The organism is Rhodococcus indonesiensis (assembly GCF_047782815.1).
GTDB lineage: Bacteria > Actinomycetota > Actinomycetes > Mycobacteriales > Mycobacteriaceae > Rhodococcus > Rhodococcus indonesiensis.
Genome location: NZ_CP180630.1, coordinates 4,138,434 through 4,162,277, shown reverse-complemented (window position 1 = coordinate 4,162,277; position 23,844 = coordinate 4,138,434). Strand labels below are relative to the sequence as shown.

25 protein-coding genes are annotated in these 23,844 nt (G+C 71.3%); 9 read left to right on the top strand and 16 right to left on the bottom strand.

Annotation, left to right across the window (positions count from 1 at the left end; all coding sequences use genetic code 11):
- The first annotated feature begins 89 nt into the window (after nt 1–89).
- Entirely contained in the window at nt 90–440 is a 351-nt protein-coding gene (locus ACM26Y_RS19120) for a GNAT family N-acetyltransferase (protein ID WP_416061597.1), read from the top strand.
- Nucleotides 441–473: 33 nt separating this feature from the next.
- Here ACM26Y_RS19120 and ACM26Y_RS19115 read toward each other — a convergent pair whose 3' ends face one another.
- The 3 genes from ACM26Y_RS19115 to ACM26Y_RS19105 are packed head-to-tail and all read right to left on the bottom strand — an operon-like array spanning nt 474 to nt 2,859.
- Nucleotides 474–1,277, bottom strand: coding sequence for an exodeoxyribonuclease III (locus ACM26Y_RS19115; protein ID WP_416061596.1), 804 nt, complete (start codon nt 1,275–1,277; stop codon nt 474–476).
- Nucleotides 1,278–1,286: 9 nt separating this feature from the next.
- Nucleotides 1,287–2,255, bottom strand: coding sequence for a GNAT family N-acetyltransferase (locus ACM26Y_RS19110; protein WP_416061595.1), 969 nt, complete (start codon nt 2,253–2,255; stop codon nt 1,287–1,289).
- 7 nt (nt 2,256–2,262) lie between these two features.
- Nucleotides 2,263–2,859 (bottom strand): peptide deformylase, encoded by a 597-nt coding sequence (locus tag ACM26Y_RS19105; protein ID WP_054371692.1) that lies wholly within the window; start codon nt 2,857–2,859, stop codon nt 2,263–2,265.
- Nucleotides 2,860–2,993: 134 nt separating this feature from the next.
- Between ACM26Y_RS19105 and ACM26Y_RS19100 the strand changes: the two genes are divergently transcribed.
- The 5 genes from ACM26Y_RS19100 (at nt 2,994) to ACM26Y_RS19080 (ending at nt 7,266) form a co-directional block, all read left to right on the top strand.
- Entirely contained in the window at nt 2,994–3,359 is a 366-nt protein-coding gene (locus ACM26Y_RS19100; RefSeq protein ID WP_003937404.1) for a DUF3263 domain-containing protein, read from the top strand.
- A 48-nt stretch (nt 3,360–3,407) separates the two neighbouring features.
- The gene (locus ACM26Y_RS19095; RefSeq protein ID WP_416061594.1) at nt 3,408–3,950 is read left to right on the top strand and encodes a LytR C-terminal domain-containing protein; all 543 of its coding nucleotides are present in this window, start codon (nt 3,408–3,410) and stop codon (nt 3,948–3,950) included.
- A 59-nt stretch (nt 3,951–4,009) separates the two neighbouring features.
- On the top strand, nt 4,010–4,669 hold the full coding sequence (locus tag ACM26Y_RS19090) for a superoxide dismutase family protein (protein ID WP_416061593.1): 660 nt from the start codon (nt 4,010–4,012) through the stop codon (nt 4,667–4,669).
- 79 nt (nt 4,670–4,748) lie between these two features.
- Nucleotides 4,749–5,870 (top strand): glutamate--cysteine ligase, encoded by a 1,122-nt coding sequence (locus ACM26Y_RS19085; RefSeq protein ID WP_054371695.1) that lies wholly within the window; start codon nt 4,749–4,751, stop codon nt 5,868–5,870.
- A 103-nt stretch (nt 5,871–5,973) separates the two neighbouring features.
- Nucleotides 5,974–7,266: a DUF5933 domain-containing protein gene (locus ACM26Y_RS19080; RefSeq protein ID WP_416063708.1), complete on the top strand. Its 1,293-nt coding sequence runs from the start codon at nt 5,974–5,976 to the stop codon at nt 7,264–7,266.
- A 31-nt stretch (nt 7,267–7,297) separates the two neighbouring features.
- Here the strand turns inward: ACM26Y_RS19080 and mnhG are convergent, their stop codons facing one another.
- From mnhG to ACM26Y_RS19050, 6 genes are read right to left on the bottom strand one after another with little or no spacing between them, the layout of a single operon-like run.
- Nucleotides 7,298–7,630 carry a monovalent cation/H(+) antiporter subunit G gene (gene mnhG, locus ACM26Y_RS19075; protein WP_416061592.1) on the bottom strand — a complete coding sequence of 111 codons (333 nt, stop codon included), beginning with the start codon at nt 7,628–7,630 and terminating at the stop codon, nt 7,298–7,300.
- Entirely contained in the window at nt 7,627–7,884 is a 258-nt protein-coding gene (locus ACM26Y_RS19070) for a monovalent cation/H+ antiporter complex subunit F (RefSeq protein ID WP_054371697.1), read from the bottom strand. Before ACM26Y_RS19070 ends, mnhG begins: the two co-directional genes overlap by 4 nt.
- The gene (locus ACM26Y_RS19065) at nt 7,881–8,447 is read right to left on the bottom strand and encodes a Na+/H+ antiporter subunit E (protein ID WP_371383935.1); all 567 of its coding nucleotides are present in this window, start codon (nt 8,445–8,447) and stop codon (nt 7,881–7,883) included. The genes ACM26Y_RS19070 and ACM26Y_RS19065 overlap by 4 nt, the downstream gene beginning before the upstream one ends.
- Nucleotides 8,444–10,033 (bottom strand): Na+/H+ antiporter subunit D, encoded by a 1,590-nt coding sequence (locus ACM26Y_RS19060; protein ID WP_416061591.1) that lies wholly within the window; start codon nt 10,031–10,033, stop codon nt 8,444–8,446. The genes ACM26Y_RS19065 and ACM26Y_RS19060 overlap by 4 nt, the downstream gene beginning before the upstream one ends.
- Entirely contained in the window at nt 10,030–10,638 is a 609-nt protein-coding gene (locus ACM26Y_RS19055; RefSeq protein WP_289379067.1) for a Na(+)/H(+) antiporter subunit C, read from the bottom strand. Before ACM26Y_RS19055 ends, ACM26Y_RS19060 begins: the two co-directional genes overlap by 4 nt.
- Nucleotides 10,635–13,466 (bottom strand): Na+/H+ antiporter subunit A, encoded by a 2,832-nt coding sequence (locus tag ACM26Y_RS19050; RefSeq protein WP_416061590.1) that lies wholly within the window; start codon nt 13,464–13,466, stop codon nt 10,635–10,637. The genes ACM26Y_RS19055 and ACM26Y_RS19050 overlap by 4 nt, the downstream gene beginning before the upstream one ends.
- A gap of 230 nt (nt 13,467–13,696) precedes the next feature.
- Here ACM26Y_RS19050 and ACM26Y_RS19045 point away from each other — a divergent pair, with 230 nt between their 5' ends.
- Nucleotides 13,697–14,119 carry an NUDIX hydrolase gene (locus ACM26Y_RS19045; protein ID WP_289379072.1) on the top strand — a complete coding sequence of 141 codons (423 nt, stop codon included), beginning with the start codon at nt 13,697–13,699 and terminating at the stop codon, nt 14,117–14,119.
- An 11-nt stretch (nt 14,120–14,130) separates the two neighbouring features.
- On the opposite strand, the gene ACM26Y_RS19040 is transcribed toward ACM26Y_RS19045, so the two are convergent.
- From ACM26Y_RS19040 to ACM26Y_RS19015, 6 genes are all read right to left on the bottom strand, one after another.
- A complete protein-coding gene (locus ACM26Y_RS19040) occupies nt 14,131–15,297 on the bottom strand; it encodes a hypothetical protein (protein WP_416061589.1) in 1,167 nt (388 codons plus the stop codon).
- A gap of 2 nt (nt 15,298–15,299) precedes the next feature.
- Nucleotides 15,300–17,480, bottom strand: coding sequence for an AAA family ATPase (locus ACM26Y_RS19035; protein ID WP_416061588.1), 2,181 nt, complete (start codon nt 17,478–17,480; stop codon nt 15,300–15,302).
- 21 nt (nt 17,481–17,501) lie between these two features.
- The gene (locus ACM26Y_RS19030) at nt 17,502–18,353 is read right to left on the bottom strand and encodes a CDP-alcohol phosphatidyltransferase family protein (RefSeq protein WP_003937424.1); all 852 of its coding nucleotides are present in this window, start codon (nt 18,351–18,353) and stop codon (nt 17,502–17,504) included.
- A 59-nt stretch (nt 18,354–18,412) separates the two neighbouring features.
- Entirely contained in the window at nt 18,413–19,126 is a 714-nt protein-coding gene (locus ACM26Y_RS19025; RefSeq protein WP_003937425.1) for a phosphatidylserine decarboxylase, read from the bottom strand.
- A gap of 74 nt (nt 19,127–19,200) precedes the next feature.
- Nucleotides 19,201–19,668, bottom strand: a complete 468-nt coding sequence (locus tag ACM26Y_RS19020; RefSeq protein ID WP_416061587.1) for an SRPBCC family protein — start codon at nt 19,666–19,668, stop codon at nt 19,201–19,203.
- 54 nt (nt 19,669–19,722) lie between these two features.
- Nucleotides 19,723–20,205, bottom strand: coding sequence for a DUF1707 SHOCT-like domain-containing protein (locus ACM26Y_RS19015; protein ID WP_416061586.1), 483 nt, complete (start codon nt 20,203–20,205; stop codon nt 19,723–19,725).
- 122 nt (nt 20,206–20,327) lie between these two features.
- On the opposite strand from ACM26Y_RS19015, the gene ACM26Y_RS19010 reads away from it, so the two are divergent.
- Both ACM26Y_RS19010 and hutH read left to right on the top strand, forming a co-directional pair.
- Nucleotides 20,328–20,891: a PadR family transcriptional regulator gene (locus ACM26Y_RS19010; RefSeq protein WP_289378527.1), complete on the top strand. Its 564-nt coding sequence runs from the start codon at nt 20,328–20,330 to the stop codon at nt 20,889–20,891.
- Between the two features lie 157 nt (nt 20,892–21,048).
- On the top strand, nt 21,049–22,596 hold the full coding sequence (hutH, locus tag ACM26Y_RS19005) for a histidine ammonia-lyase (RefSeq protein WP_289378528.1): 1,548 nt from the start codon (nt 21,049–21,051) through the stop codon (nt 22,594–22,596).
- A 3-nt stretch (nt 22,597–22,599) separates the two neighbouring features.
- Here hutH and ACM26Y_RS19000 read toward each other — a convergent pair whose 3' ends face one another.
- Nucleotides 22,600–23,838, bottom strand: a complete 1,239-nt coding sequence (locus ACM26Y_RS19000) for an NAD(P)/FAD-dependent oxidoreductase (RefSeq protein WP_416061585.1) — start codon at nt 23,836–23,838, stop codon at nt 22,600–22,602.
- Between the last annotated feature and the right edge of the window lie 6 nt (nt 23,839–23,844).

The window sequence follows — 23,844 nt, the reverse complement described above, 5'->3', positions numbered from 1 at the left end:
CAGTTTTGTCCCACACGTCTCGGCAGATGCACCCTGCATGCTCTATAGTGGCGTAGATCACAGTTCGGTTACGGCACCTCGGAGGGATCATGCTCGTCAACGCGCCGCGCACCGAGGTGACCGACAACAAGGATCAGAACCGCTTCGAGCTACGCCTGAACGGGGATCTTGTCGGGATCCTCGGGTATTTCGACACGGATCGTCCCTCGGGCGTGCCCGGACGCAACCATCCCGTCGTCGATTTCCTGCACACCGTCATCGTCGAGGACTTCGGGCACCGCGGACTCGCGGGCGTACTCGTGGGCCGCTCCCTGGATCTCGCGCGTGAGCGGGGCTGGCGGGTCCGTCCCGTGTGCACCTACGTGCAGCGATTCCTCACCGCCCATCCCGAGTATCGGGACGTCGTGCTGCCGGGCGGACGGACCGCTGCCCGTCGCTGACGCGCGGTATCCGCCGGGCCGGGGTTCGGCTCCTCAGTCCGTGAGGTCGACGACGACGGGCGCGTGGTCGCTCGCGCCCTTGCCCTTGCGCTCGTTGCGGTCGATCTCCGCGCCGGCCACGCGTGCCGCGAGAGCCGGGGAACCGAGGACGAAGTCGATCCGCATACCCTGACGCTTCGGGAATCGAAGCTGGGTGTAGTCCCAGTAGGTGTACACGCCCGGGCCCGGGGCGTGCGGGCGCACCACGTCGGTGAAACCGCTGTCGAGGAACGCGCGGAACGCCTCCCGCTCCGGCTCCGAGGTGTGGGTCTTCCCATCGAAGAATGCCGGATCCCACACGTCCTCGTCGGTGGGCGCGATGTTCCAGTCGCCGACGAGCGCGATCTGCTTCCGCGGGTCGGCGGCGAGCCAGGCCTGTGCGTCGGCGCGCAGCTTCGCGAGCCACTCGAGCTTGTAGACGTAATGGGGATCGGCCAGCTCGCGGCCGTTGGGCACGTACAGGCTCCACACCCGCACCCCGCCGCACGTCGCGCCGATCGCCCGGGCCTCCTGCGCCGGGTCGGCGTCCGGGTCCTTGGTGAACCCGGGCTGGTCCTCGAACCCGATCTGCACGTCGTCGAGGCCGATGCGGGAGGCGATGGCCACACCGTTCCACTGGGAGAGCCCGACGTGTGCGACCCGGTAACCGAGCTCTTCGAACCGCTCGTACGGGAACTGCTCGTCCTTGCACTTGGTTTCCTGCATGGCGAGCACATCGGTGCCCGACCGCTGCAGCCAGTCGAGGATCCGGTCGGCACGGGCACGGACGGAGTTCACGTTCCAGGTAGCAAGACGCACGTCCTCACTCTAGGCGAGCGGACGGACAGGTTCCGTCGCGTACCGGTAGCGGTGGTGCTCGACGAATCCGAGCGCCCGGTACAGACCCCGGGCGGCGCTGTTGTCCGCGGCGACCTGCAGGTATGCGTGGGTGGCCCCGCGGTCGCGTCCCCACTGCAGCAGGGCGCCGCACACGAGTGTGCCGAGGCCGTGCCGGCGGTGTGCGGCGGCCACCTCGACGGCGGTCAGCCCGACCCAGCGCCGGCCGTCGGGAGCGTCGGTGACCGCGGCACGGCCGATGGCCAGGGTCTCCGTATCGCTGCCGATGCGGCCGAACCCCAGCGCGCCGCCCAGGACGGACTCGACGACCGCCCGGCCCTCGGCAGGCACCGGAGCGCCGCGATACCGGTACAGCGACAGCCAGCCGGCGTCCGGGCCGGGGCTCACGGTCACGGGGGTGGCGACGCCGGGCAGCGGCACGTTGTCGAGGTCGGCGGCCAGCACCTGCACCTCGTCGCTCGGGGTCCACCCGTGCGGGATGCGCGCGAGCCGGTCCGGCAGCAGGAGCCGCAGCGGCAGGCCCCGGTCCGCGAACCACTCGCGCATCCGGGCGTGTACGTCCGGGTCGAGGGGGTCCGCGACCGTGCCCGGGTCGCCCAGCGGCGTGGCGGAGTTCGCGCGGCCGGTGAAGCCGGCGCCGGCCCGCAGGAGCCAGCCGTCGATCCAGCCCTGCTCGAGCCCGGGCCAGGCGGCGGCTGCGGCGTTCTCGAGGGCGCGGATCTCGCCGGTGCGGATCGGGCGGGCGCCGAGTGCCTTGAGTGCCACCACGGCGTCGGGCGCGACCTGCACGAGACGGCTGTCGGCGGTGCGGACCACCACGGCCGGGTCGAGGGCGACCAGTTCCCCGATCACGTCGGTCATCGGGTGGCTGTAACCGGCGGGCAGCCGGTAGCGCAGCACCACCCGGGTGCCGACGGGTACGGGCTGCTCGGTCGTCACCGCGGCGTCAGTCCTCGTCGTCGTGGCCGAACGGGTCCTCGACCGTGCCCGGCACCCAGCTCAGGCCGGGCACGCCCCATCCGGCCCGCTTGATGGTCTTCTTCGCGGCCCGCGCGTTGCGGCCGATGAGCTTGTCGACGTACAGGTAGCCGTCCAGGTGACCGACCTCGTGCTGCAGCATCCGGGCGAAGAAGCCGTGGCCCTCGATCTCGACCGGGTCGCCCTGGGCGTCGGTGCCGGTGACCTTCGCCCACTCGGCGCGCCCGGTGGGGAACTGCTCGCCGGGGACCGACAGGCATCCCTCGACGTCGTCGTCGGGGTCGGGCATGGTCTCGGGGATCTCCGACGTCTCGAGCACCGGGTTGATCACCTCGCCGCGGCGGCGGACCACGTTGCCGGACCCGTCCCGGTCCGGGCAGTCGTAGACGAACAGCCGCAGGTCGACCCCGACCTGGTTGGCGGCCAGGCCGACGCCGTTCGCCGCGTCCATCGTCTCGTACATGTCGGCGATCAGCTGGGCCAGTTCGGCCGGCGACTGGGTGACCGGTTTCGTCGGGTGATGCAGGACGGGGTCACCGACGATCCGGATCGGAAGAATTGCCATGGTGCAAGAGGATAGTGGGCGGGACTCGCCCGTCCGTTGAGCCGGTACCTGTCGTACCACCATGGTTGAATTGCCCTCGGAAACACCCGGGTCCGATCGGACGCCGGTGTGATTCGAGGCAGTCGAGGAGTGAGATGGACGGCGCAGCAGCGCATATCGGTAACGAATCCGAGCAGGTTTCCGACCGGAGCAACCACGCCGAGAACAACCCCACCGTCGTGAACCCGGACGAGGCGGGCACGGACGGTCTGTCTCGCCGAGAACGCGACATCCTCGCTTTCGAACGGCAGTGGTGGAAGTACGCGGGGGCCAAGGAAGAGGCGATCAAGGAGCTCTTCGGACTGTCCGCGACCCGTTACTACCAGGTCCTCAACGCCCTGGTGGACCGGCCGGAGGCACTGGCAGCGGACCCCATGCTCGTCAAGCGGTTGCGGCGCCTGCGCGCGAGCCGGCAGAAGGCCCGGGCCGCGCGCCGGCTCGGGTTCGAGATCACCACGTAGTGCGAGTACGACGGTGCTCCGGCGGACGCGGCAACTAAGGTCGACGGCGTGAGCACAACCTCGGAATCGTCGGGTCCGCCGCTGCGAGCGCTCGCGATGGTGCTGATCTCTCTCGCCATCCTGTTCGCCGGCCTCGGCCTCGCCTCGCTCGGAAACTCCGATTCCGAGGGCTCTGCTCCCGAGCCTGCGACCGAACCGGCGGCCGCGCCGGCGACCACATCCGCGACATCGGCGCCGCTCGCGGCGACACCGGCGCGGACGACCACCGCCGGTGCGACGACGACCGTCTCCGCCACCACCTCCTCCCCGGTGGCCGCCACCGCACCGGTACGAGTGTTGAACAACAGCAACGTCACGGGCCTCGCCGCCCAGACGGCCGGCCTGCTCGAGGACGAGGGATTCACTGTCGCGGAGACGGGCAACTACAGCGACGGGGTGATCGCATCCACGTCCGTGTACTACGGCACGGGTCCGGGGGAGCGGCAGACCGCCGAGGCGGTGGCCGAGGCACTGGGGGTGACGGCACAGCCGCGCTTCGCCGGGATCGAGGACTCCGCGCCCGGGGTCATCGTCATCGTCACCTCGCCGTGAGGGCGTCCGCCGCCCGGTTATGATCGGGTGACTTTTCGCCACTTCGAAGGAGCGGTTTGATGGCCTCGAGTTCCACCCGTCGCATGTCCTGGCGTGCCCTGGCCCCGATCGTCGCGATCGCTGCGGTGGGCCTGAGCGCGTGCTCGAACAGCGAGGAGCCGAGCGACACCCCCGGCACCACCCCGCCGGTGTGGACGGGATCCCCCGCTCCGGAGGGTGCCGACGAGGCCCACGGCGGCGGCGCCGTCGCGGAGGAGGCCACGACGGGTGCGCAGCCGGGCGAGCAGGGTGCCGGGGCCGGCGAGGAACTCGAGGCCGTGCTGCGCACCCCGACCGGGGGCGCCGCCGGCACCGTCACCTTCACCGAGTCCGGCGGGGCGGTCGAGGTGACCGTAGAGCTCGAGGGCATGCCCGCCGGTTACCGCGGTGTCCACGTCCACGAGGTCGGCAAGTGCGAGACGAACTCCACCGCACCGACCGGAGGCGCACCCGGCAACTACCTGTCCGCGGGCGGGCATCTCCAGGCCGGCGGCAACACCAGCGTCCCCGAGAGCGGTGACCTCGGCGCGGTCGTGGTGCGCGAGGACGGCACCGGGTCGCTGACCGTCACCACCGAGGAGTTCACCCTCGAGGACCTGCAGGGCGGGGACGGCACCTCCGTCGTCGTCCACGAGGAAACCGCCGCGGGTGAGCGCCTCGCCTGCGGCGTCGTGTCCTGACGGCGACCTCCCGGCACTGCTTTCCACAGGGCCCCGGCGACCGGCGACGGTCGCCGGGGCCCTGTGGTTGGATCGACTCGTGCCCGTTCCGTTTCCCGGTTCGCCCCGCCCGACCCTCGGCGTCGAGTGGGAGATCGCGCTGGTGGACAAGAAGACCCGCGACCTGTCCAACACCGCCGCCGTCGTCTTCGACGCGGTCGAGCAGCGTGCCGGTCAGACCCCGCGGCTCACCAAGGAGTTCCTCCGCAACACCGTCGAGCTCGTCACCGATGTGCACGACACCGTCGCCGAGGCCGTCGACGACCTCGCCGAGTCCCTCGACCTGTTGCGCACGGCCGCCGATCCGGCGGGTGTGGATCTGATCTGCGCCGGCACCCACCCGTTCGGACAGTGGACCGACCAGGTCGTCACCCGGTCCCCGGACTACGACGAGATGATCGAGCGCACCCGCTGGTGGGGCCGGCAGATGCTGATCTGGGGGGTGCACGTCCACGTCGGGGTGTCCTCCGCCGAGAAGGTCATCCCGATCCTCAATGCGCTGCTGGTGAAGTACCCGCACATGCTGGCGCTGTCGGCGTCGTCGCCGATCTGGGCGGGTGTGGACACCGGTTACGCGAGCAACCGTGCCCTGATGTTCCAGCAGCTGCCGACGGCCGGGTTGCCGTACCACTTCGAGAGCTGGGCACAGTACGAGAGCTTCATCGAGGATCAGCTCAAGTCCGGTGTCATCACGAAGCCGGGCGGCATGCACTGGGACATCCGCCCGTCGCCGCGGTGGGGCACCATCGAGATCCGGGTGTTCGACGGCATCACCAACAAGGCCGAGCTGGCTGCCCTCGTCGCGCTCGTGCACTCGCTCGTCGTGTACTACGACGAACGCCTCGAGCAGGGCGAGCAGCTGCCCACTCTGCAGCCGTGGCACGTCAAGGAGAACAAGTGGCGTGCCGCCCGCTACGGCCTCGAGGCCGAGGTGATCCTCGACCCGGTGTGCCACGAACGGCTCGTCACCGACGACCTGAACGACCTGCTCGAGCAGCTCACACCCACGGCAGTGCGGCTCGGCTGTGCGGACGAACTCGCCCAGGTGGCGCAGATCCCCGTGCGAGGCGCCTCCTACCAGCGGCAACGTCGGATCGCCGAGCAGACCGGCGGCGACCTCGTCGCCGTGGTGGATTCGCTGGTCGAGGAACTGCGGGCCTGACCCGGCGGCCGCGTTCCCGCGCAGTTCACCGGCTGTTTACCATGTGTCGGTGTCGATCCGAGAGGCGGAGCGCCCGAAGGCGCAGCAGGCGCATGTGCCGCAACTGTTCGTTCCCCTCGCTCTGATCGGTGCGGTCCTCGGTGTCCTCGTGGCCGAGGTGGTCGCGCGGTACAGCGGGTTCCCCGGGCCGGTCCCCGCACTCGTCGGTGACGTCGTCGCCGTTCCGACGTCGGCGTCCGTGCCGTGGGCCGGTCTCGCGCTGGCAATGGTCGGTCTGACCACCCGCCTGCGGGTCGTCTCCCTCACTGCCGCGGTGCTGCTCGACGTGGCATTCGCGGCCGAGCGGTACCTCACCGGCGGACCCCTGACGGCGGGGAACGGTCCGACGATCGTGCTCGTGCTGCTCGCCGGATACGCCGCGGTCGCGTTGCAAGGCGGCCGACGCCGCGGTGCGCTGCGCGGCATCGCCCTCGGCGTGCTGCTCGTGCTCTCCGTCAAGATCGGCGACACCTGGCTCGAGCTCACCGCACGGACCCGGCCGGAGGTGCTCGACGAGTACGTCCAGCTCGCCGACCACGCGCTGGGCAATCCGTCGTGGCTGGCCGGTCAGGTCCTCGAATGGCTCGGACCCGGCGTGTACGCCGTGCTGCACTGGGTGTACATCGAACTGCCCGTCGCGGCGATCGTCGTCGCCGTCTACCAGCTTCGCCACGTCGGCGGCGGCCGCCCCTGGCCCGCGCACCACCTGGTGCGCACCTTCCTGCTCATCGGCCTGGTGGGTCCGCTGATCTACATGCTGTTCCCGGTGGTGGGCCCGATCTTCGCATTCGGTGAGCACGGCGAGGGCTGGCAGGTGGGGACCTTCTGGCCGGGTACGGTGCCGTGGAATCCCGACCCGCAGCCGATCCCGTTCGACACGATCACCCCGCGCAACTGCATGCCGAGCCTGCACACCGCGTGGGCGCTGGCACTGTTCCTGCACACCCGCGGCGGCCCCGGCTGGCTGCGGCTCCTCGGCACCGGATGGCTCGGGTGCACGCTCGCCGCCACACTGGGCTTCGGTTACCACTACGGCGTGGACCTCGTCTCCGGCGCGGTACTGTGCCTGACACTCGAGGCGGCGCTGCGCGACCCGGACCGCGGGTGGGGTTGGTTCCGCATCCGGCTCGTCGCAGGCGGTACGGCGGTGCTGGCCGCGCAGCTGACGGCCTACCGGTACCAGCCGGAACTCATGGCGGAGCACCCGCTGCTCGCCGGGCCGCTGTTGATCGGTTCGCTGGTGGTGGCGGCGGTGGCCTTCCACGTCACCTTCACGAGCACCGGCGCGTCCCCCGAGGGCACTCCGTCCGGATCCGGTGCGCCGACCCGGACGGACACGACGGATGAGTCCGTATGACGTCCGAGCCGGCCCGAGGACCGGGTGGACGTCAATCCGAGGGCAGGTCCTCCGGCATCGGGAGGCCGTCGCGACCGAGCTGTTCCCGGTAGGCGACCCGGCCCACCCGGTGCGCGACGACCGGTGCGGTCAGCACCATGAACATCGACGCGAGCACCAGCATCCAGATGTCGACGCTGCCCCGGAGGTTGAGGATCGCACCGGCCAGCACGAGCAGGACGCCCACCACCTGCGGCATCGTGGCCGGGTGCATGCGTGTCAGGGTATCGCGGAAGCGCACCACCCCGATCGCCCCGGCCAGGCAGACCGCCGAGCCGAGGAGGATGAGGATGTGACCGACCACTTCCAGGATGTCCGTGATCATTCGTCACGCACCCGGAAGCGAGCGATGGACACCGAACTGATGAAGCCCACCAGGGAGAAGGCCACGAGCGCCGGAACGATGCTGGTGTCGCGGCTGTAGACCGCCCACACTGCGATCCCGCACAGCGTGAGGGCCAGGATGCAGTCCATGGCGACCAGCCGGTCCAGGGAGTTCGGTCCGGTCAGTACCCGGAAGATCAGCAGCGCCGCTGCCGTCGCCAGCAGCGCGCCGGATATCGTCAGGATCACTATCATGCGATGTCCTCCCTGTTCGCCGCGGTCGGGTCCCGGTACCAAGGGCTGGGCTGCCATTCGGAGTTACGTTCGAACGTCGAGATCAGCAGCCGCTCGATCCGGCGCGCCGACCGGTAGAACTCGGCCACCGCCCGGTCGCTGCTCAGGTCGAGGACGTGCACGTAGACGATCCGTCGCACCCGGTCGATCTCGAGCACCATGGTTCCGGGAATGTTGTTCATGATGTCGGTCCACAGGGTGAGGACCAGGTCCGACTTGATGATGAGCCGGCAGCGCAGGACGCCGGTCAGGGGACCGGGTCCCGGCTTGATGCTCAGCCAGGCCACCGATGCGGTGCTCCTGATCGTGTCGCCGACGATGACGAGCGTCAGTTTGGCCAGGGAGAACAGGTGGACCCGGCCCTCGACCGGCACCCTCGGCAATGGCAGCAGGAACATGATCGCCAACGCGACGACGAGGCCGCTGAGGGCGTTCGCGACGGAGAAGGTGCCCCAGAGCAGTACCCAGACCAGGACCATCCACGCGAGGACGAGGATTCGGAGCAGCGATGCGCGTCTGGTCATTCGGGGACTCCTCCCAGGACCGCCTCGACGTAGACGGAGCGGTCGCGCAGGTTCGCCGCGGCGCGATCGCTGATGTCGATCAACGGGCCGGCGAAGACGGTGAGACCGATGCCGACGAGCGCGAGGCCCACCGTCGGGACGAGCATCGCGGGGGGCATGCGTCCCACGTCCGCCCGGTCGCCGAAGGCGATGTCCTCCTCGGAGCGGTCGAGCAGTGCGGACGGCGCCGTGTCGGCGAGGTCGCCTTCGGGGGCGTCGGCACGCGCGCGCCAGAACGCCTTCGTCCACACCCGGGCCACCACGTAGAGGGTGAGCAGACTGGTGGCGGTGCCACCGGCCACGAGCACCCACGCCAGTACGGAGCCCTCGGCTGCGCCGGCCTGCAGGAGCGCCACCTTCCCGATGAAACCGGAGAACGGCGGGATGCCGCCGAGGTTCAAGGCCGGGACCAGGAACACGATCGCCAGCAGCGGACTTGCCAGGGCCAGACCGCCGAGACGGCGCAGGGACGCCGATCCGGCCTGGCGTTCGATCAGCCCCACCACCAGGAAGAGGGTGGTCTGCACGAGGATGTGGTGCGCGACGTAGTACACCGCCCCCGACAGCCCGGCCTGCGTCGACAGGGCGACGCCGAACACCATGTAACCGATGTGGCTGACGAGGGTGAACGACAGCAGACGCTTGATGTCGTTCTGCGCGATGGCACCGAAGATGCCGACGAGCATCGTGAGCAGGCCGGCGATGAGCAGGACGTTGTCGAGTTCCCCGCCCGGGAACAGGAGGGTGTGCGTGCGGATGATCGCGTATACGCCGACCTTGGTGAGCAGACCGGCGAACACGGCCGTGACCGGTGCCGGGGCGGTGGGGTAGGAGTCGGGCAACCACGAGGACAGGGGGAAGACGGCGGCCTTGATGCCGAACGCGACGAGGAGGACTCCGAAGATCGCCGCCCGCGTGCCGGCGGGTACGTCGTCGAGACGCACGGACAGCTGAGCCAGGTTCAACGTGCCGGTGGCCGCGTAGGCGAGCGCGATCCCCGCGAGGAAGATCAGCGACGAGACCATCGACACCATCACGTACGAGACGCCGGCGCGCACCCTGTCGGCGCTCGCCCCCAACGTGAGCAGCACGAACGACGCGGCGAGGAGGACCTCGAAACCGACGAACAGGTTGAACAGGTCGCCCGCCAGGAAGGCGTTGCACACACCTGCCGTCAGCGCCAGGTACGTCGGGAGGAAGATGGACACGGGTTGCTGCTCGTTGCCGTCGTGGATGCCCTGACCCACGGCGTACAGCATGACGGCGAGCAGCACGATCGCCGACACCACGAGCATGAGGGCGGACAGACGGTCCACCACCAGCGTGATCCCGATGGGCGCCTCCCATCCGCCGACCTGCAACGTCGCGATGCCGTCCCGGTCCGCGAGATACAGCAGCAGACCCGCCACGACGAGCACGGCGCCGAGGGATACGACGGTGACGGCACGCTGGGCACGCGGCCGGCGCCCCAGGATCAGGGTGGTGGCCGCCGCGAGCATCGGAATGAGGACGGGCAGCGGTACGAGGGCGGCTGCGGACAGGGTCATCGGGTCCCTCCTCGCGGGGACGGCGCATCGTCTCCGCGTGCCGGTTCACCGTCGCTGTAGGCGGAGTCGGTCTCGTCGTCGAAATCCCCGTCGTGCAGGTCCTCGTAGCACTCGAGATCCTCGATGTTGGTCAGCTCCTCGAGAGGGATGGGGTTGCCGGCGGAATCGAAGGCGTCGCCGATCTTGCTCGGCTCGCCCGTGATCGGATCGTCCGATCGGTCCCGGTCCGGAGCGTCGGCGAGAGCCCGGCGCTGGGACACCTTGGTGTCCTCGGGGTCGTTCTCGACCTCGTCGCGTGCGCTGAGCGTGAAGGACCGGTACGTCAGGGCGAGTACGAACGCCGCGATACCCATCGTGATGACGATGGCGGTCAGGATCATCGCCTGGGCGAGCGGATCGGCCATCTCCTCGTGGAGTTCGTTGCCGAATCCGATGATCGGCGGCTCGCCGGCGGGACCGGCGAGCCCGATGATCAGCAGGTTGATGCCGTTGCCGATCAGCAGGAGCCCGAGCAGCATCTTGATGATGCTGCGCTCGAGCAGGAGGTACACACCGGAGGCGACGAGCACACCCGTGGCGATGAGCAGGGTCAGGTTGACGGTCATCGGCGTTCACCGACGATCTCGGCGTCGAGCCGGGCCCCGAGGCTGCGGAGCACATCGACCACCAGGCCGACCACGATCAGATACACACCGAGATCGAAGAACAGGGCGGTCACCATCTTGACATCTCCCAGTAGGGGCAGAGTGAGTTCGAGTGTCGCCGAGGACAGCGCGGGCGCCCCGAGGAACAGCGAGACGAGCGCGGTGCCCGCCGAGAAGATCAGGCCCAGGCCCAGGATCTTGCCCGCGTCGATCGGGACGGCCTCGCCGAGTTCGTAGCGACCACCGGCGAGATAGCGCAGCACCAGCGCCAGGCCCGCGGTGAGCCCACCGGCGAAGCCGCCGCCCGGGGCGTTGTGGCCCGCGAAGAAGAAGTACACCGACAACACCATCATGGTCGGGAAGACCAGCCGGGTCGTGACCTCGAGGATCAACGACCGGTGTCGCGGATCGATCAGGTCCCCACCTCGGAGCCAGGTCGTCTCGGTGCTGGCGGCCACTGCATCGAGTTGTGCGGCGGGGGCGTCGGCGACCCGGGGGGCCGCTCCGAACCGCCGGGTCCGGAAGACCAGGCTCGCCACGCCCGTCGCGGCCACGAGAAGTACCGAGATCTCCCCGAGGGTGTCCCACGCCCGGATGTCGACGAGCAGGACGTTGACGACGTTCTTGCCGTCGCCGGACTCGTAGGCGGCCTGCGGGAGGAGCAGGGCGATCGGTTCGGTGCTGCGCGCCGCGACGGCGAAGGCCCCGATTCCGGTGACCGTCGCGCCGACGGCCACACCGAGGAGGGCTCGGCGGAGGCGGTTGCCGGCGACGTGCCGGTTCTCGGCCGGCAGCTTGCGCAACACCAGCACGAAGATCACCAGCGTGAGGGTTTCCACCAGGGCCTGTGTCAATGCGAGGTCCGGTGCGCCGTGGAAGGCGAAGAGCAGGCCGCAGCCGTATCCGGTCAGGCCGACGACGAGCACGCCCGCGATGCGGTTGCGCATGATCGCGGCGGCGAGGGCACCGCCGATGATCGCGAGCACCACCACGAACTCGAACGGACTGTCCCACCAGCGGAGCCGGGGACGTTCCGCGACACCGAACACGAACAGCAGGATCGTGGGGAGCAGGACCAGCGTCATCAGGATCGTCGCCTGGGTCAAGGGCAGCGAACCACGCTGGAGGAAGCCGGTCAGACGCATCGACACCGTGTCCATGAGCCGCAACGTCTCGTCGTACATGCGGTCGGCGTTGCCGAGCACCGGACGCTCGAACTTCAGGCGCGAGATGGTGCGGTGCGCGAAGTACAGCGCGGTTCCGCCGGCCACGACGACGGCAGTCAGTACGAGGGGGAGGCCGACGCCGTGCCACAGCGCGAGGTGGTACGGCTTGTCCAGGGTGCTGGGCAGCGTGTCCGCGTACGGCGAGAGCAGCGTGTCGATCCACGGCGCGGCGAGTCCGGCGGCCAGGCCGCCGAAGGCCAGGACGGTCGGAGAGAACAGCAGCAGCGGCCCGGGCGCGTGGAAGCCCTGCACGGCCGGACTGGGGCGCTTGAGTTGCTTGCGTCCGAAGGCGCCCCACACGAACCGGATGCTGTACGCCAGGGTGAGGATCGACCCGACCACGATCGCAGTGAGGACTGCGATCCGTGCCCACGGACTCAGCAGGGTCGTCACCTGCACGGCCTCGAGGGCGGCCTCCTTGCCGACGAACCCGATGAACACGGGCAACCCGCCCATGCTCATCGCGGCGACGGCCGCGACTGCCGCGAGGAACGGGGTCCGTTTCCCGAGGTGCGCGAGCTTCCGGATGTCGCGGGTGCCCGCGCCGTGGTCGACGATGCCCACCACCATGAACAGGCACGCCTTGAACATCGCGTGGGCCACGACCATGGCCATGCCCGCCAGTGCTGCCTCCCGGCTGCCGATCCCGACGAGCGCGATGAGGAAACCGAGCTGGCTGACGGTGCCGAAGGCCAGGATCAGCTTCAGGTCGAAGGCCCGGAACGCGCGCCAGCCGGCGAGCAGCATCGAGGCCAGGCCGAGGGTGACGACGATGGGCCGCCACGGCGCCGCATCGGCGAACGCCGGAGCCAGCCGCGCCACCAGGTAGATGCCCGCCTTGACCATCGCGGCGGCGTGCAGGTACGCGGAGACGGGGGTCGGGGCCGCCATCGCGCCGGGTAACCAGAAGTGCAGCGGGACCACCGCCGACTTCGAGAGGGCGCCGACCAGCACCAGGGCGATACCCACCCCGGCCAGCCAGCCGCTCGGGGCGGCCGCGATCACGTCGGAGAGGTTGTAGCTGCCGACCAGTTGCCCCAGCACGATGACGCCGACGAGCATCGCGAGGCCGCCGGCGGTGGTGACGAGCAGGGCCTGGGTGGCCGCGCGGCGGCTCGACGCCCGCTCCGCGTAGTGGCCGACCAGCAGGAACGACAGGACTGTGGTCAGTTCCCAGAAGATGTAGAGAACCAGCATGTTGTCGCTGGTCACGAGGCCGAACATGGCCCCGGCGAAGGCGACCATCTGGGCGGCGAAGATGCCCAGGCGGGGCTCGTCGTCGGTGAAGTACCGGGCGCAGTAGAGCAGAATGAGCGCGCCGATGCCCAGCACCAGCGCCGACATGATCGCTGCGAGGGAGTCGAAGCGCATGTCGATGTTCATCGACAGACCCGGAGCCCAGGCGATCTGCAGGGTGCGTTCGGTGCTCCAGTTGCCGATCACCCAGCCGAGGCTCGCCAGCGGCACCAGCGCCAGCGGCAGGAACGCATTTCTCCCCATGACTCTGACCAGAGGCGGCGCGACGAGAGTGGCGACCGCGTGGGCGATGAGTATGGCGAGCAAAAGGCACTCCGTCGGGGTCGGGCCTGGCGGCGGGGTGTAACAGGCTTGCAATTGGCGGGCGTCGCCCGCTGGGGGCGATGCCCGAACTACGCGGAACCGGGAAAGCCCCGGCACACGCGCTGCTGTGCAAATGGACAAATCGGATTGACTGAAGTCTACCGGTATCGTTCACAACGTTGCGAACGGACCGTCGACGCTCAGGCGCCCGACTCCCATCGTAGAGTCCCTCCATGCCCGCCACCGGCCCGATCCGCACCGCCGCGCTCGCGTACGTCCGCGACGGACGTCTGTTGCAGACCCGTTCCGTCGGCAAGACCGCCTTCTACATGGCGGGCGGCAAGATCGATCCCGGTGAGACACCCGAGCAGGCACTGCACCGGGAGATCCGCGAGGAACTCGGCGTCGGCCTCGTCGACGGCACCGTGGCCGAGATCGGGATCTTCGAGGCCGACGCGTTCGGACACCCGCCCGGCACCCGCCTGCACATGACCTGCTTCACGGCCGAACTCGCCGGAGAGCCACGTCCGGCGGCGGAGATCGCCGAGCTCGGCTGGTTCACGGTCGCCGACTACGCCGCCCTTCCCGAGGTCGCGCCGGGCTCGATGCTGGTGTTCGAGCACCTGCACGCACTCGGTTTGGTCCGGGCTCGGTGAGATCGGTCACGTCAACCCCGGCAGCGCCAGGCGCACACCGCGACGGTTGCCGCCAGCGCGCCGGTGAGCATCCGCTGGTCGGCGGGTAAGGCCCCTACCGCGGCGACCGTGGCCGCCGCGAACGGCAGCCCCAGCCCCATCGCGGCGACCGGCGCCGTCCGCGGCAGTGCCGCCCTCAGCGCGAGCCCGGTACCCGCGGCGACCAGGGCGACGCGCACCAGCAACTGCGGGCCGTCCGCCCCGAGACCCGGCCACAGCGCAGCGGTCAGCGTGACGATCAGGGCCACCCCCAGTCCCAGCTCGACGCGCGGAACCCGCCACGCCGACGCCGCTCCCGCCGCGACGGCCAGCAACCCGGTCGCGGGCACCCACGCGGACACCTCCGTCCCGGCGAGCTCGTCGACGAGCGGGTACGCCGCCGCCGTCGCCCCGAGCGCGGCGACCGGGAACCGGCCGTCCGCGAAGGGCAGGACACGGGCGACGGCTTCGACGCCGAGCACCGTCGCGGCGAGCGCGCCGACGACGACGGGCCACATCCACGTCCCCGCCGCATGCTCGTCCACCCAGCCCCCGAGCACGTGCATGCCGACGGCGAGCGCCGCCGTCGCCCCGACCGCGACGATCGGCAGCCGTGCATCCGCCCGCTGTACCCGGGCTCCGGGCCCCGCGACGAGCGCGGCGAGCACCACGGCTCCGGCCCCGACGGCGAGCGGCCACTGCAGCGGCGACGGCAGTGCCGACGACTGCAGCCACGTCTCCGCCGGGCCGGCGACGAGGAACACCGCCCACGTCCCGGTGACCACCGCCCACGGCCCGATCGGTTCCCCCCACACTGCGGCGACCGCCGACCCCAGCAGGATCCCGGCGGCTCCCGCGCCGATGAGGTCCAGCACGGTGAGGGTGTCGACGTCGGCGGCCGGCACCGCGAAGCGCACCGTGGCGAGCACCACCGTGCAGCCGGCGGCCAGCAGCCACGCCGTGCGGCGTGAGCCGGAGTGTTGCAGCCCCGCGACCGCCAGCACCGCCGCCACCGCGAACACGATCGGTGCCGCCACGCTGCCGGTGCCGGCGGGGAGTGCCACCACGTCCACCGACACGGCGAAGCCGGCGAGAGCGCCCGCACACAACGCGGCGAGCCCCGCGACGGGTTCGTCCACTCGCACCGTCACGGCCGGCATCGTCAGCGTCCTTCGGCGTAGGCACGAAGGTGTTCGACCTGGGCGGCGTCCAGCGAGGGGCGCACCGTCTTCTGTGCCGCCGCCACGTCGCCGGCGGTGACCGCCGCGGCGTCCACGCTGCGGCGCATCGCCGCGAGCGCCGCCTCCCGCAGCAGCGCCGCACAGTCCGCCGCGGAGTAACCGTCGAGGTCGGCGGCGAGGGCATCGAGGTCCACGTCGTCGGCCAGCGGCACCGACCGGCCCGCGGTGCGCAGAACCGCCGCGCGCGCCTCGGCGTCCGGCGGCGGTACGAACACCAGCCGTTCGAGCCGGCCGGGGCGCAGCAGCGCCGGATCGATCAAGTCGGGCCGGTTGGTGGCGCCGAGCACCACGACATCGCGCAGTGGTTCGACCCCGTCGAGTTCGGTGAGCAGCGCGGCCACCACCCGGTCCGTGACCCCGGAGTCCGAGCTCTGCCCGCGTCTGGGGGCGAGCGCGTCGATCTCGTCGAGGAACACCAGCGCGGGTGCCGAATTTCGGGCGCGCTGGAACAGTTCCCGCACGGCCTTCTCCGAGGCGCCCACCCATTTGTCCATCAACTCGGCGCCCTTGACGGCATGCACGCTCAGCTGTCCCGAGCTGGCCAGTGCCCGTACCAGGAAGGTCTTGCCGCACCCCGGGGGCCCGTAGAGCAGCACACCGCGCGGCGGCTCGACACCGAGGCGCGCGAAGGAATCGGGGTGCTGCAACGGCCACAGCACCGCCTCCGTGAGCGACTGTTTGGTGTCGACCATGTCGCCGACGTCGTCCAGGGTGACGCTGCCGATGGCCAGCTCCTCGGTGCCCGATCGTGACAGGGGGCGGATCACCTCGAGCGCACCGAGGAGGTCGTCCTGGGTCAGCTCCGGCTCGGTGTCGTCGCGACTCGCCCGCGCCGCCGCCCGCAGAGCCGCCTCCCGGCACAGGGCGGCCAGGTCGGCGACGACGAAGCCGGGTGCGCGGGCGGCGACGGCGTCGAGGGCGAGGTCGCCGGTGGGCACCCGGCGCAGCAGCACGTCGAGGAGGGCGCGACGGGTGGCGCCGTCGGGCAGCGGCAGGGCCAGTTCCCGGTCGCAGATCTCGGGGGACCGGACCCGCGAGTCCACCTCGGTGGGGTGCGCCGTGGTCGCGACGAGCGCAACCCCGACGGTGTCGACGGCGCGGCGCAGTTGGTCGAGGATCAGCGCCGACACCGGTTCGGGATTCGCGGGCAGCAGCGCATCGATGTCGGTGACCAGCAGGACCCCGCCGGCGGCCAGGTCGGCGACGGCGGCCGTGACGCGGCGCAGCCGGTCGTCGGCGGCGGTGGCACCCACGCCGGGCCCGTCGAGTTCGACGACGCGACGGTGGGCGAGCACCGCCCGGGCGAGGGTGGCCTTGCCGACGCCGGCGGGCCCGGTGATCAGCACCCCCAGGTGGGGGGAGGCGCCGAGGGTGCGCAGCAGTTCCGGCTCGTCGAGGGCCAGCTTCAGCCACTCGGAGAGCTTGCCGGCCTGGGTCTGCACGCCGACGAGGTCCTCCACCGGTGGCGGCGGCGGGGTGGGAACCGGGGACCGGGCCGACCGCACGGCTGCCGGACGAGTCTCGGCGACGAGTCGTCCGGCCGGGGCGCTGCCCCAGCTCACCGCGGTGTTCGGCTGCACGCTCACCGGTGCGCCGGGGTCGACGGCGGTGACGGTGAGCAGTTCCGTGGTCCAGGCGATCCCGAACGTGCGGGACAGGGTGCGGGTGGTGGGGGCGGTACTCGTACCCGGACCGAGATCGCGGGGCAGCAGTGACACCGCGTCGCCGACGGTGAGGACCTTGCCCAGCAGTGCCTGACGCAGCGTGACGTCGTCGATCGTGTGGGTGGCGAGCGCCGATCCGGCGACCGCGACGGTGCGGGCACCGTGGACGACGACCGGGCCGACGAGGACGGTGGCGTCCTCGCGCAGCCCCACGTTGGACAGCGTGACGTCGTCGAGCAGGATCGTGCCGGTCGGGGTGCCGGCGGGGGCGAGGCCGGCGACGGCCGCCGTGCGGCGGCCGCCGATCAGGCCGATCGCATCCCATTCGCGCAGGCCCAGCGCGGTGAGCACCTCCGGGTGCACGCGGACGACGCCGCGGCGCGCATCGGCCGCAGAGGTGTTCAGACGGACGGTCAATGCGAGTTCGGGGCTGCTCACCCCGCCGAGCCTAGAGCGTCGTCAGCGTCCGCGGGGGCGGCGCAGACCGAGCCGCGCGGCGGACTGCCGGGGTTGCGGAGCGCGCCGGATCCCGACCCGGCGGGGCCGCAGGGCGCGGTGCTCGGCGCGCAGGGCGCGCCGCTCGGACGGTTTGATGTTCCACGTCTCCGGCCGCGCCGCCACCCAGCGCTTGGAGCGGACCGCGAACGGGATGTGCGCCAGGTACAGGCCGACAAGGACGAGCATGAGCACGTACGGGTAGGTGACCAGTGCGGCCGCCGCGACCGCCACGAGCACCAGCAGGACGACTGCGTAGCGCGGTGGGACGGACACCGACTTCATCGCCAGGGTCGGGATCTGACTGACGACGAGGGCGGCGGTGAGCAGCGTCCAGACGGCCACCACCGGGTAGGAGTCCCACCAGCCGTCGCCCCACTGGACGTGCGCGGCGACCGGTGCCAGGGCGACGAGGGCGCCGGCGGGGGACGGCACGCCGACGAAGTACTCGCGGGCGTACGCGGGCACCGTGTCGTCCTCGAGCAGCGTGTTGAACCGGGCCAGGCGCAGCACGATGCTGACCGCGTACAGCAGGGCGACGATCCAGCCGAAGGGGCTGCCGTCCAGCAGCGTCACGTACAGCACGAGGGCCGGCGCCACGCCGAACGCGACCGCGTCGGACAACGAGTCCAGTTCGGCGCCGATCTTGGTGGTGGCGTCGAGCAGGCGGGCGATGCGTCCGTCGAGGGAGTCCAGCACGGCCGCCGCACCGATCATGCCCAGCGCGGTGCCCAGCTGGCCGTCGAGGGCGAACTTCACCGCCGACAGCCCGGCGGAGAGCGCAAGGATCGTGATGACGCTCGGCAGCAGCCGCACGGCCTGCGGGCGCCCGCGGCGTCTGCGCTCCGGGGCTGCCTGGGAGGCCGGGGACGGGCTCACGGCAGCTGCGCGATGACGGTCTCGGCGCCGATCGTCTTCTGCCCGCGTTCGACGAGGAGAGTGCTGCCCGGGGGCAGATAGGTGTCGACGCGGGAACCGAAACGGATCAGGCCGTAGGTGTCGCCGATCGGCAGGGTGTCACCCACCTGGGCGTCGCACACGATGCGGCGGGCGAGCAGCCCGGCGATCTGGACGACGGCCACGTCGGCCCCGTCGCGCGTCTCGAGCAGCATGCTGTTGCGCTCGTTGACTTCGCTGGCATCGGCGAGATCGGCCGAGAGGAACTGCCCGGGCCGGTGCACGACCTTGGAGACGGTGCCTCCGACGGGGCTGCGCTGGACGTGCACGTCCAGCACGGACAGGAAGATGCTCACCCGCGGCCGTGGCTCGGTACCCATCTCGAGTTCGGCGGGCGGCACCGCGGTGTCCACCAGTGCCACCTCACCGTCGGCCGGGGCCACGACGACACCGACCCGGTTCGGCGGCACCCGGTGCGGATGCCGGAAGAACCCGGCGGTGGCGGCGGCCGAGGCGAGGCCGGCGCGACGGATCCACTTGCGGTTGCGGCCGAGCGCCGCGACGGCGAGCGGCGCGGCGACGAAGGGGATGCCGGCCGGGTGGAGCGGTGGAATCGTCTTGCGGACCAGTTCGAGTACGTGTTCGACGCTGGTGGGCGGTGGGGTTCCGGGGGGTGTGGGCTTTCGGGCCACGGCTCCTCTTAGTGTCGCGCGGTGTGACCCGCGGGCGTGCGGCCCGCGGGCTATCACAGCCTACGCGAGGAGGGTCACCGGGCGAGGGCCGCGCCCTCGGCCTCCCGCTTGATGCGCGCGAGGGTGGCATTCATGCCGACCACCATGTCGTCGTCGAAGGCGGTGGCGCCACCGAGAACCTTGTCGATGAGGAACTGTGAGACCTTGCTGGTGCCGTTGGGGGCTTCCCGCCTCTGGGTCACCCGGGTGCCGGTCTCGGTCGGATCCAGAGTGAACGACCAGACGGTTCCGTTCTCCGCGACCCGGAAGCGGAGCAGGCGGCCCGGCTCGAACGAGAGCACCTTGGCGGTGGTGGGCCACACGAGCAGGCCCTTGCGGTTGATGTTGATCGTCTTGGTCCCGGGGCCGACGGGTCCGCCGAGAACGACCATCTTCCGGCACTGCGGGCTCCACTCGCCCATCCGCTTCAGGTCGGAGATCACCTGCCACACCTGCTGCGGCGATGCGGTGATCTCGACGGTGGCTTCGAGCGTCTTCGACACGGGGGTCCTCCCTGATCCTTCGCGTAACTGCGAGTTACAAGTAATTCCCGTCGATCATAGCCGAAGTTGTGATGTGCACCACCGGTGAGATTGCCGTCCGCTGCGGCTGGGGCCCGTGGAGGGGGCGGTGCCCTCTCGTCCGGCGAGCGTTCGGCCGAGCAGTACCAGTCCCCACGGTCCGATCACCCAGATCGGCCACGGGTACACCGCCGCGCCGACGGCGATCGACACGATCGCCCAGATGGCGAGGTTGATCGTCCCGGCTGCGGCCCACGCCGCCCACTCGATCCGCTGATGCACGGGCAGCCGGAGGTCAGCAGTGCGAGCGGGGGCGCGGACGGGTGCGGGCGGGGGTGCTGCGGGAAGGTCGCTCACCACCCGGCGCGCCTCGTCGGTGGTGACGGATCGGTACACCGCTCCGACGCGCTCGTCGAACTCGCCGATCGTGAGCCGGCCGGCGGTGAGGTGCCGGCCCAGTTCGTCGACGAGACGTTCGCGTTCGGGGTCGGAGATGCGGACGCCGTCGGCGTATTCCATCGCTGCCTCCCGGAGGGATCGAGGCGACCGGGTCTGCGGGTCGAAGTTCCACAGTGGAAGGTCGCTATCACCATGGTGGATATGCCACAGTGGAATGTCAACCCCCAGGGAAGGTGTCAGCTATGGCCGATCGCCCGTCCGAGGTCACCGCCGGCCGTGCGAGCAATATCACTGCGGCCCGCCCGCTGAATGCCACCGCGGCGTCGCTGCTGGGATTCCTGCACGACGGCCCGAAGACGGGATGGGATCTGGTGGTGACCGCGCAGGAGCGGATCGGAAAGTTCTGGTCGATCACGACCAGCCAGGTGTACCGCGAACTCGCCGCGATGGAACGGGCCGGTCTGGTCGAGGCCGGCGAGGTGGGCCCGCGCGACCGTAAGCCGTTTGCGCTCACGGACGCCGGCCGGGCCGCGTTCGCCGAGTGGATCGAACGCGAACCCGGGCCGGAGAACATCCGCTACCCGCTGCTGCTCACCGTCGCGTTCGGCAGGCATCTGCCCCCCGGCAGGCTGGCGGAGATGCTCGCCGTCCACCGGGTGGCCCACGAACGCCGGCTCGCCGACTACGAGCGCGCTGCCGAATGCGGTGCGGATCCGTACTCGTCGGCGACCTTGGACTTCGGCATCGTCTACGAACGAGCCGTGCTCGAGTGGTTCGACCGGGTCGAGGACTCGTTGGGGCCGTGAACCCGGGCGTCTCGTGAACCTGCGCCTCTCGTAACCCTGGGCGGGCGACCGCGCCCACGATCGGGACGCGGTCACCCGGCCGCCCTTCCCACCTCGATTCCGCGGCGAACCGGCCGGTGCCGGGGACACAATCCGGATAGCGCGCATCGACCGGGAGGTGGCCGTGGCCGGTGAAGTCGTCGTCGGGGTCGGTCCCGTCGCCGCGGACGACGTCCTGCGCGTGGCACGGTCCGGTGTGCCGGTCCGGATCTCCGCGGAGGCGCTCGCTCTCGTCGGCGCCGCCCGCGCAGTGGTCGACGCGCTCGCCCACGATCCCCGGCCCGCGTACGGCATCACCACCGGTTTCGGGGCGCTCGCCACCCGCCACATTCCGCCGGAATCGCGAATTGATCTGCAGCGCAGCGTGATCCGATCCCATTCCGCCGGAACCGGGCCCGAGGTGGAGCGGGAGGTGGTCCGCGCGATGATGCTGCTGCGCCTGTCGACCTTCGCCACCGGGCACACCGGGGTCCGTCCCGGGACGGCCACGGCCTACGCCGCGATGCTCAATGCGGGAATCACGCCGGTGGTGCCCGAGCACGGCAGCCTCGGCTGTTCCGGGGATCTCGCCCCCCTCGCCCACGTGGCCCTCGCCCTCACCGGCGAGGGCGACGTCCGCGACGCCGCGGGCAGGCTCGTGCCGGCCGCCCAGGCCCTCGCCGCGGCGGGTCTCGATCCCGTCGTGCTCGCCGAGAAGGAAGGACTCGCCCTCGTCAACGGCACCGACGGGATGCTGGGCATGCTGGTCCTCGCGTGCCACGACCTGCGCGCCCTGCTGCGGCTCGCCGACGTCACGGCCGCGATGAGCACCGAAGCGCTGCTCGGTACGGACCGGGTCTTCGCCGCCGACCTGCACGCCCTGCGGCCGCACCCCGGTCAGGCGACGGCCGCCGCCAACATGACCCGGCTCCTCGCCGGGTCCGCCGTCGTGGCCAGCCACCGCACCCCCGACTGCCCGGTGGTCCAGGACGCCTACTCGCTGCGGTGCGCCCCGCAGGTCGCGGGAGCGGCCCGTGACACCCTCGCCCACGCCGAGCAGGTCGCCGCACGCGAACTCGCCTCCGCGATCGACAACCCCGTCGTCACCGGCGACGGCCGGATCGAATCGAACGGCAACTTCCACGGCGCCCCGCTGTCGTACGTCCTCGACTTCCTCGCGATCGTCGTCGCCGACGTCGCGAGCATCAGCGAACGCCGCACCGACCGGCTGCTCGACGTGGCCCGCAGCCACGGCCTGCCGCCGTTTCTCGCGCACGACCCCGGCGTCGACAGCGGACACATGATCGCCCAGTACACCCAGGCCGCGCTCGTCGCCGACCTCAAACGCCTCGCCGTGCCGGCCAGTGTCGACTCCGTTCCGTCGTCGGCCATGCAGGAGGACCACGTGTCGATGGGCTGGTCGGCCGCCCGCAAGCTGCGCCGCAGCCTCGACGCACTGACCCGGGTCCTGGCCATCGAGGCGCTGACCGCGGCGCGTGCCCTGGACCTGCGCGCCCCGCTCGCTCCGGCGCCCGGGACCGGCGCCGTCGTCGCCGCGCTCCGCCGGTACGTGGCCGGGCCCGGCCCGGACCGGCGGCTCGGTCCCGAGATCGACGTCGCGGTCCGGCTCGCCGCGAGCGGGGAGCTCGTCGCCGCGGCCGAGGCGGCGATCGGAGCGCTGGACTGATCGTCAGCGCAGCGGATCGAAGTGCCGCAGGACCGTCGCCGGCGTACCGGTCATCGCGTCGGCCAGCAGCCGCCCGGTCAGCGGGCCCAGCGCCACCCCCCACATGCCGTGACCGCCCGCGACGAACACGCGCGGCGAGCGGGTCCCCCCGACCAGCGGCAGACCGTCCGGGGTGCAGGGGCGCGAACCCACCCATTCCTCCGTGCGGGCGGACCAGTCCACGCCGGTGAGCAGCGGCCGCGCGGCGTCGACGATGGCCTGGATCCGGCGCGGGTCGAGCGGGGCGTCGGGCCGCCGGAACTCCATCATCCCGGCGATGCGGAACCGATCGTGCAGCGGTGTGCATGCGACCCGCTGGGCCGGGAAGTAGATCGGGTTCTTCGGCAGGCCCGCCGGGCGCACGCTGAAGCTGTAGCCGCGACCGGCCTGTACCGGCATCCGGACCCCGAACGGCCGGGCCAGGTCGCCCAGCCTGGCACCGGTGGCCAGCACCACCGCGTCCGCCGCCCGGTCCGTGCCGTCGGTACCGACCACACGCACGCCGCGCGCGTCGTCCCGGACCGCCTGCACCTCGCACCCGGTGACGACCGCACCGCCGCGATCACGCACCGAGTCCGCGAGTGCGGCGACGAACCGCGGCGGATCGAGGAACCGCTGCCCCCGCAGCCGGATCCCGGCCCGCACCCCGTCGCCGAGCAGCGGTTCCAGGGTGCGGATCGTGTCGCCGTCGAGCAGGTCGAAGTCCACCTCGCCGCCGGCCGCGACCACCTGCCGGAACTCCTCGACGAGCACGCGACGGTCGTCCTCGGACGCGAACGCGGCCAGGAACGGATCCGCCGGCCGGGTCTGTTCGACGACCCCGCCGCGGGCCAGATCGTCGTAGGCGCCCAGCGCGCTCCGGTTCACCTCGGCGAACACGGTCATCGCCGCCCGCCACCGGCGGGTGGTGCAGTGCCGCGCGAAACCCACCAGGAACCGCCACAACCGCAGGTCGACCGCGGGCGGCACGTACACGGGTGACGACGGGGTCAGCATCGATCGGATCCCGTACCGCAGCACCGCCGGTTCCGGCAGCGGCAGCGTCAGCGCGGGCGCCAGCCAGCCGGCGTTGCCCCACGATGCATCCGCCGCGACCCCGGTCCGGTCGAGCACCGTGACCTCGACGCCGCGCTCCTGCAGGAACCACGCCGTCGACAACCCGGCGAAGCCCGCCCCGACGACGACGACCCGACGAATCGCCATGACGCA

Excerpts from the sequence above, each read along its gene's own strand:
- ACM26Y_RS19120 (WP_416061597.1), top strand. The coding sequence starts at position 90 with ATGCTCGTCAACGCGCCGCGCACCGAGGTGACCGACAACAAGGATCAG.
- ACM26Y_RS19105 (WP_054371692.1), bottom strand. The coding sequence starts at position 2,859 with ATGGCAATTCTTCCGATCCGGATCGTCGGTGACCCCGTCCTGCATCAC.
- ACM26Y_RS19100 (WP_003937404.1), top strand. The coding sequence starts at position 2,994 with ATGGACGGCGCAGCAGCGCATATCGGTAACGAATCCGAGCAGGTTTCC.
- ACM26Y_RS19090 (WP_416061593.1), top strand. The coding sequence starts at position 4,010 with ATGGCCTCGAGTTCCACCCGTCGCATGTCCTGGCGTGCCCTGGCCCCG.
- mnhG (WP_416061592.1), bottom strand. The coding sequence starts at position 7,630 with ATGATCACGGACATCCTGGAAGTGGTCGGTCACATCCTCATCCTCCTC.
- ACM26Y_RS19070 (WP_054371697.1), bottom strand. The coding sequence starts at position 7,884 with ATGATAGTGATCCTGACGATATCCGGCGCGCTGCTGGCGACGGCAGCG.
- ACM26Y_RS19065 (WP_371383935.1), bottom strand. The coding sequence starts at position 8,447 with ATGACCAGACGCGCATCGCTGCTCCGAATCCTCGTCCTCGCGTGGATG.
- ACM26Y_RS19060 (WP_416061591.1), bottom strand. The coding sequence starts at position 10,033 with ATGACCCTGTCCGCAGCCGCCCTCGTACCGCTGCCCGTCCTCATTCCG.
- ACM26Y_RS19055 (WP_289379067.1), bottom strand. The coding sequence starts at position 10,638 with ATGACCGTCAACCTGACCCTGCTCATCGCCACGGGTGTGCTCGTCGCC.
- ACM26Y_RS19045 (WP_289379072.1), top strand. The coding sequence starts at position 13,697 with ATGCCCGCCACCGGCCCGATCCGCACCGCCGCGCTCGCGTACGTCCGC.
- ACM26Y_RS19040 (WP_416061589.1), bottom strand. The coding sequence starts at position 15,297 with ATGCCGGCCGTGACGGTGCGAGTGGACGAACCCGTCGCGGGGCTCGCC.
- ACM26Y_RS19015 (WP_416061586.1), bottom strand. The coding sequence starts at position 20,205 with ATGGAATACGCCGACGGCGTCCGCATCTCCGACCCCGAACGCGAACGT.
- ACM26Y_RS19010 (WP_289378527.1), top strand. The coding sequence starts at position 20,328 with ATGGCCGATCGCCCGTCCGAGGTCACCGCCGGCCGTGCGAGCAATATC.
- ACM26Y_RS19000 (WP_416061585.1), bottom strand. The coding sequence starts at position 23,838 with ATGGCGATTCGTCGGGTCGTCGTCGTCGGGGCGGGCTTCGCCGGGTTG.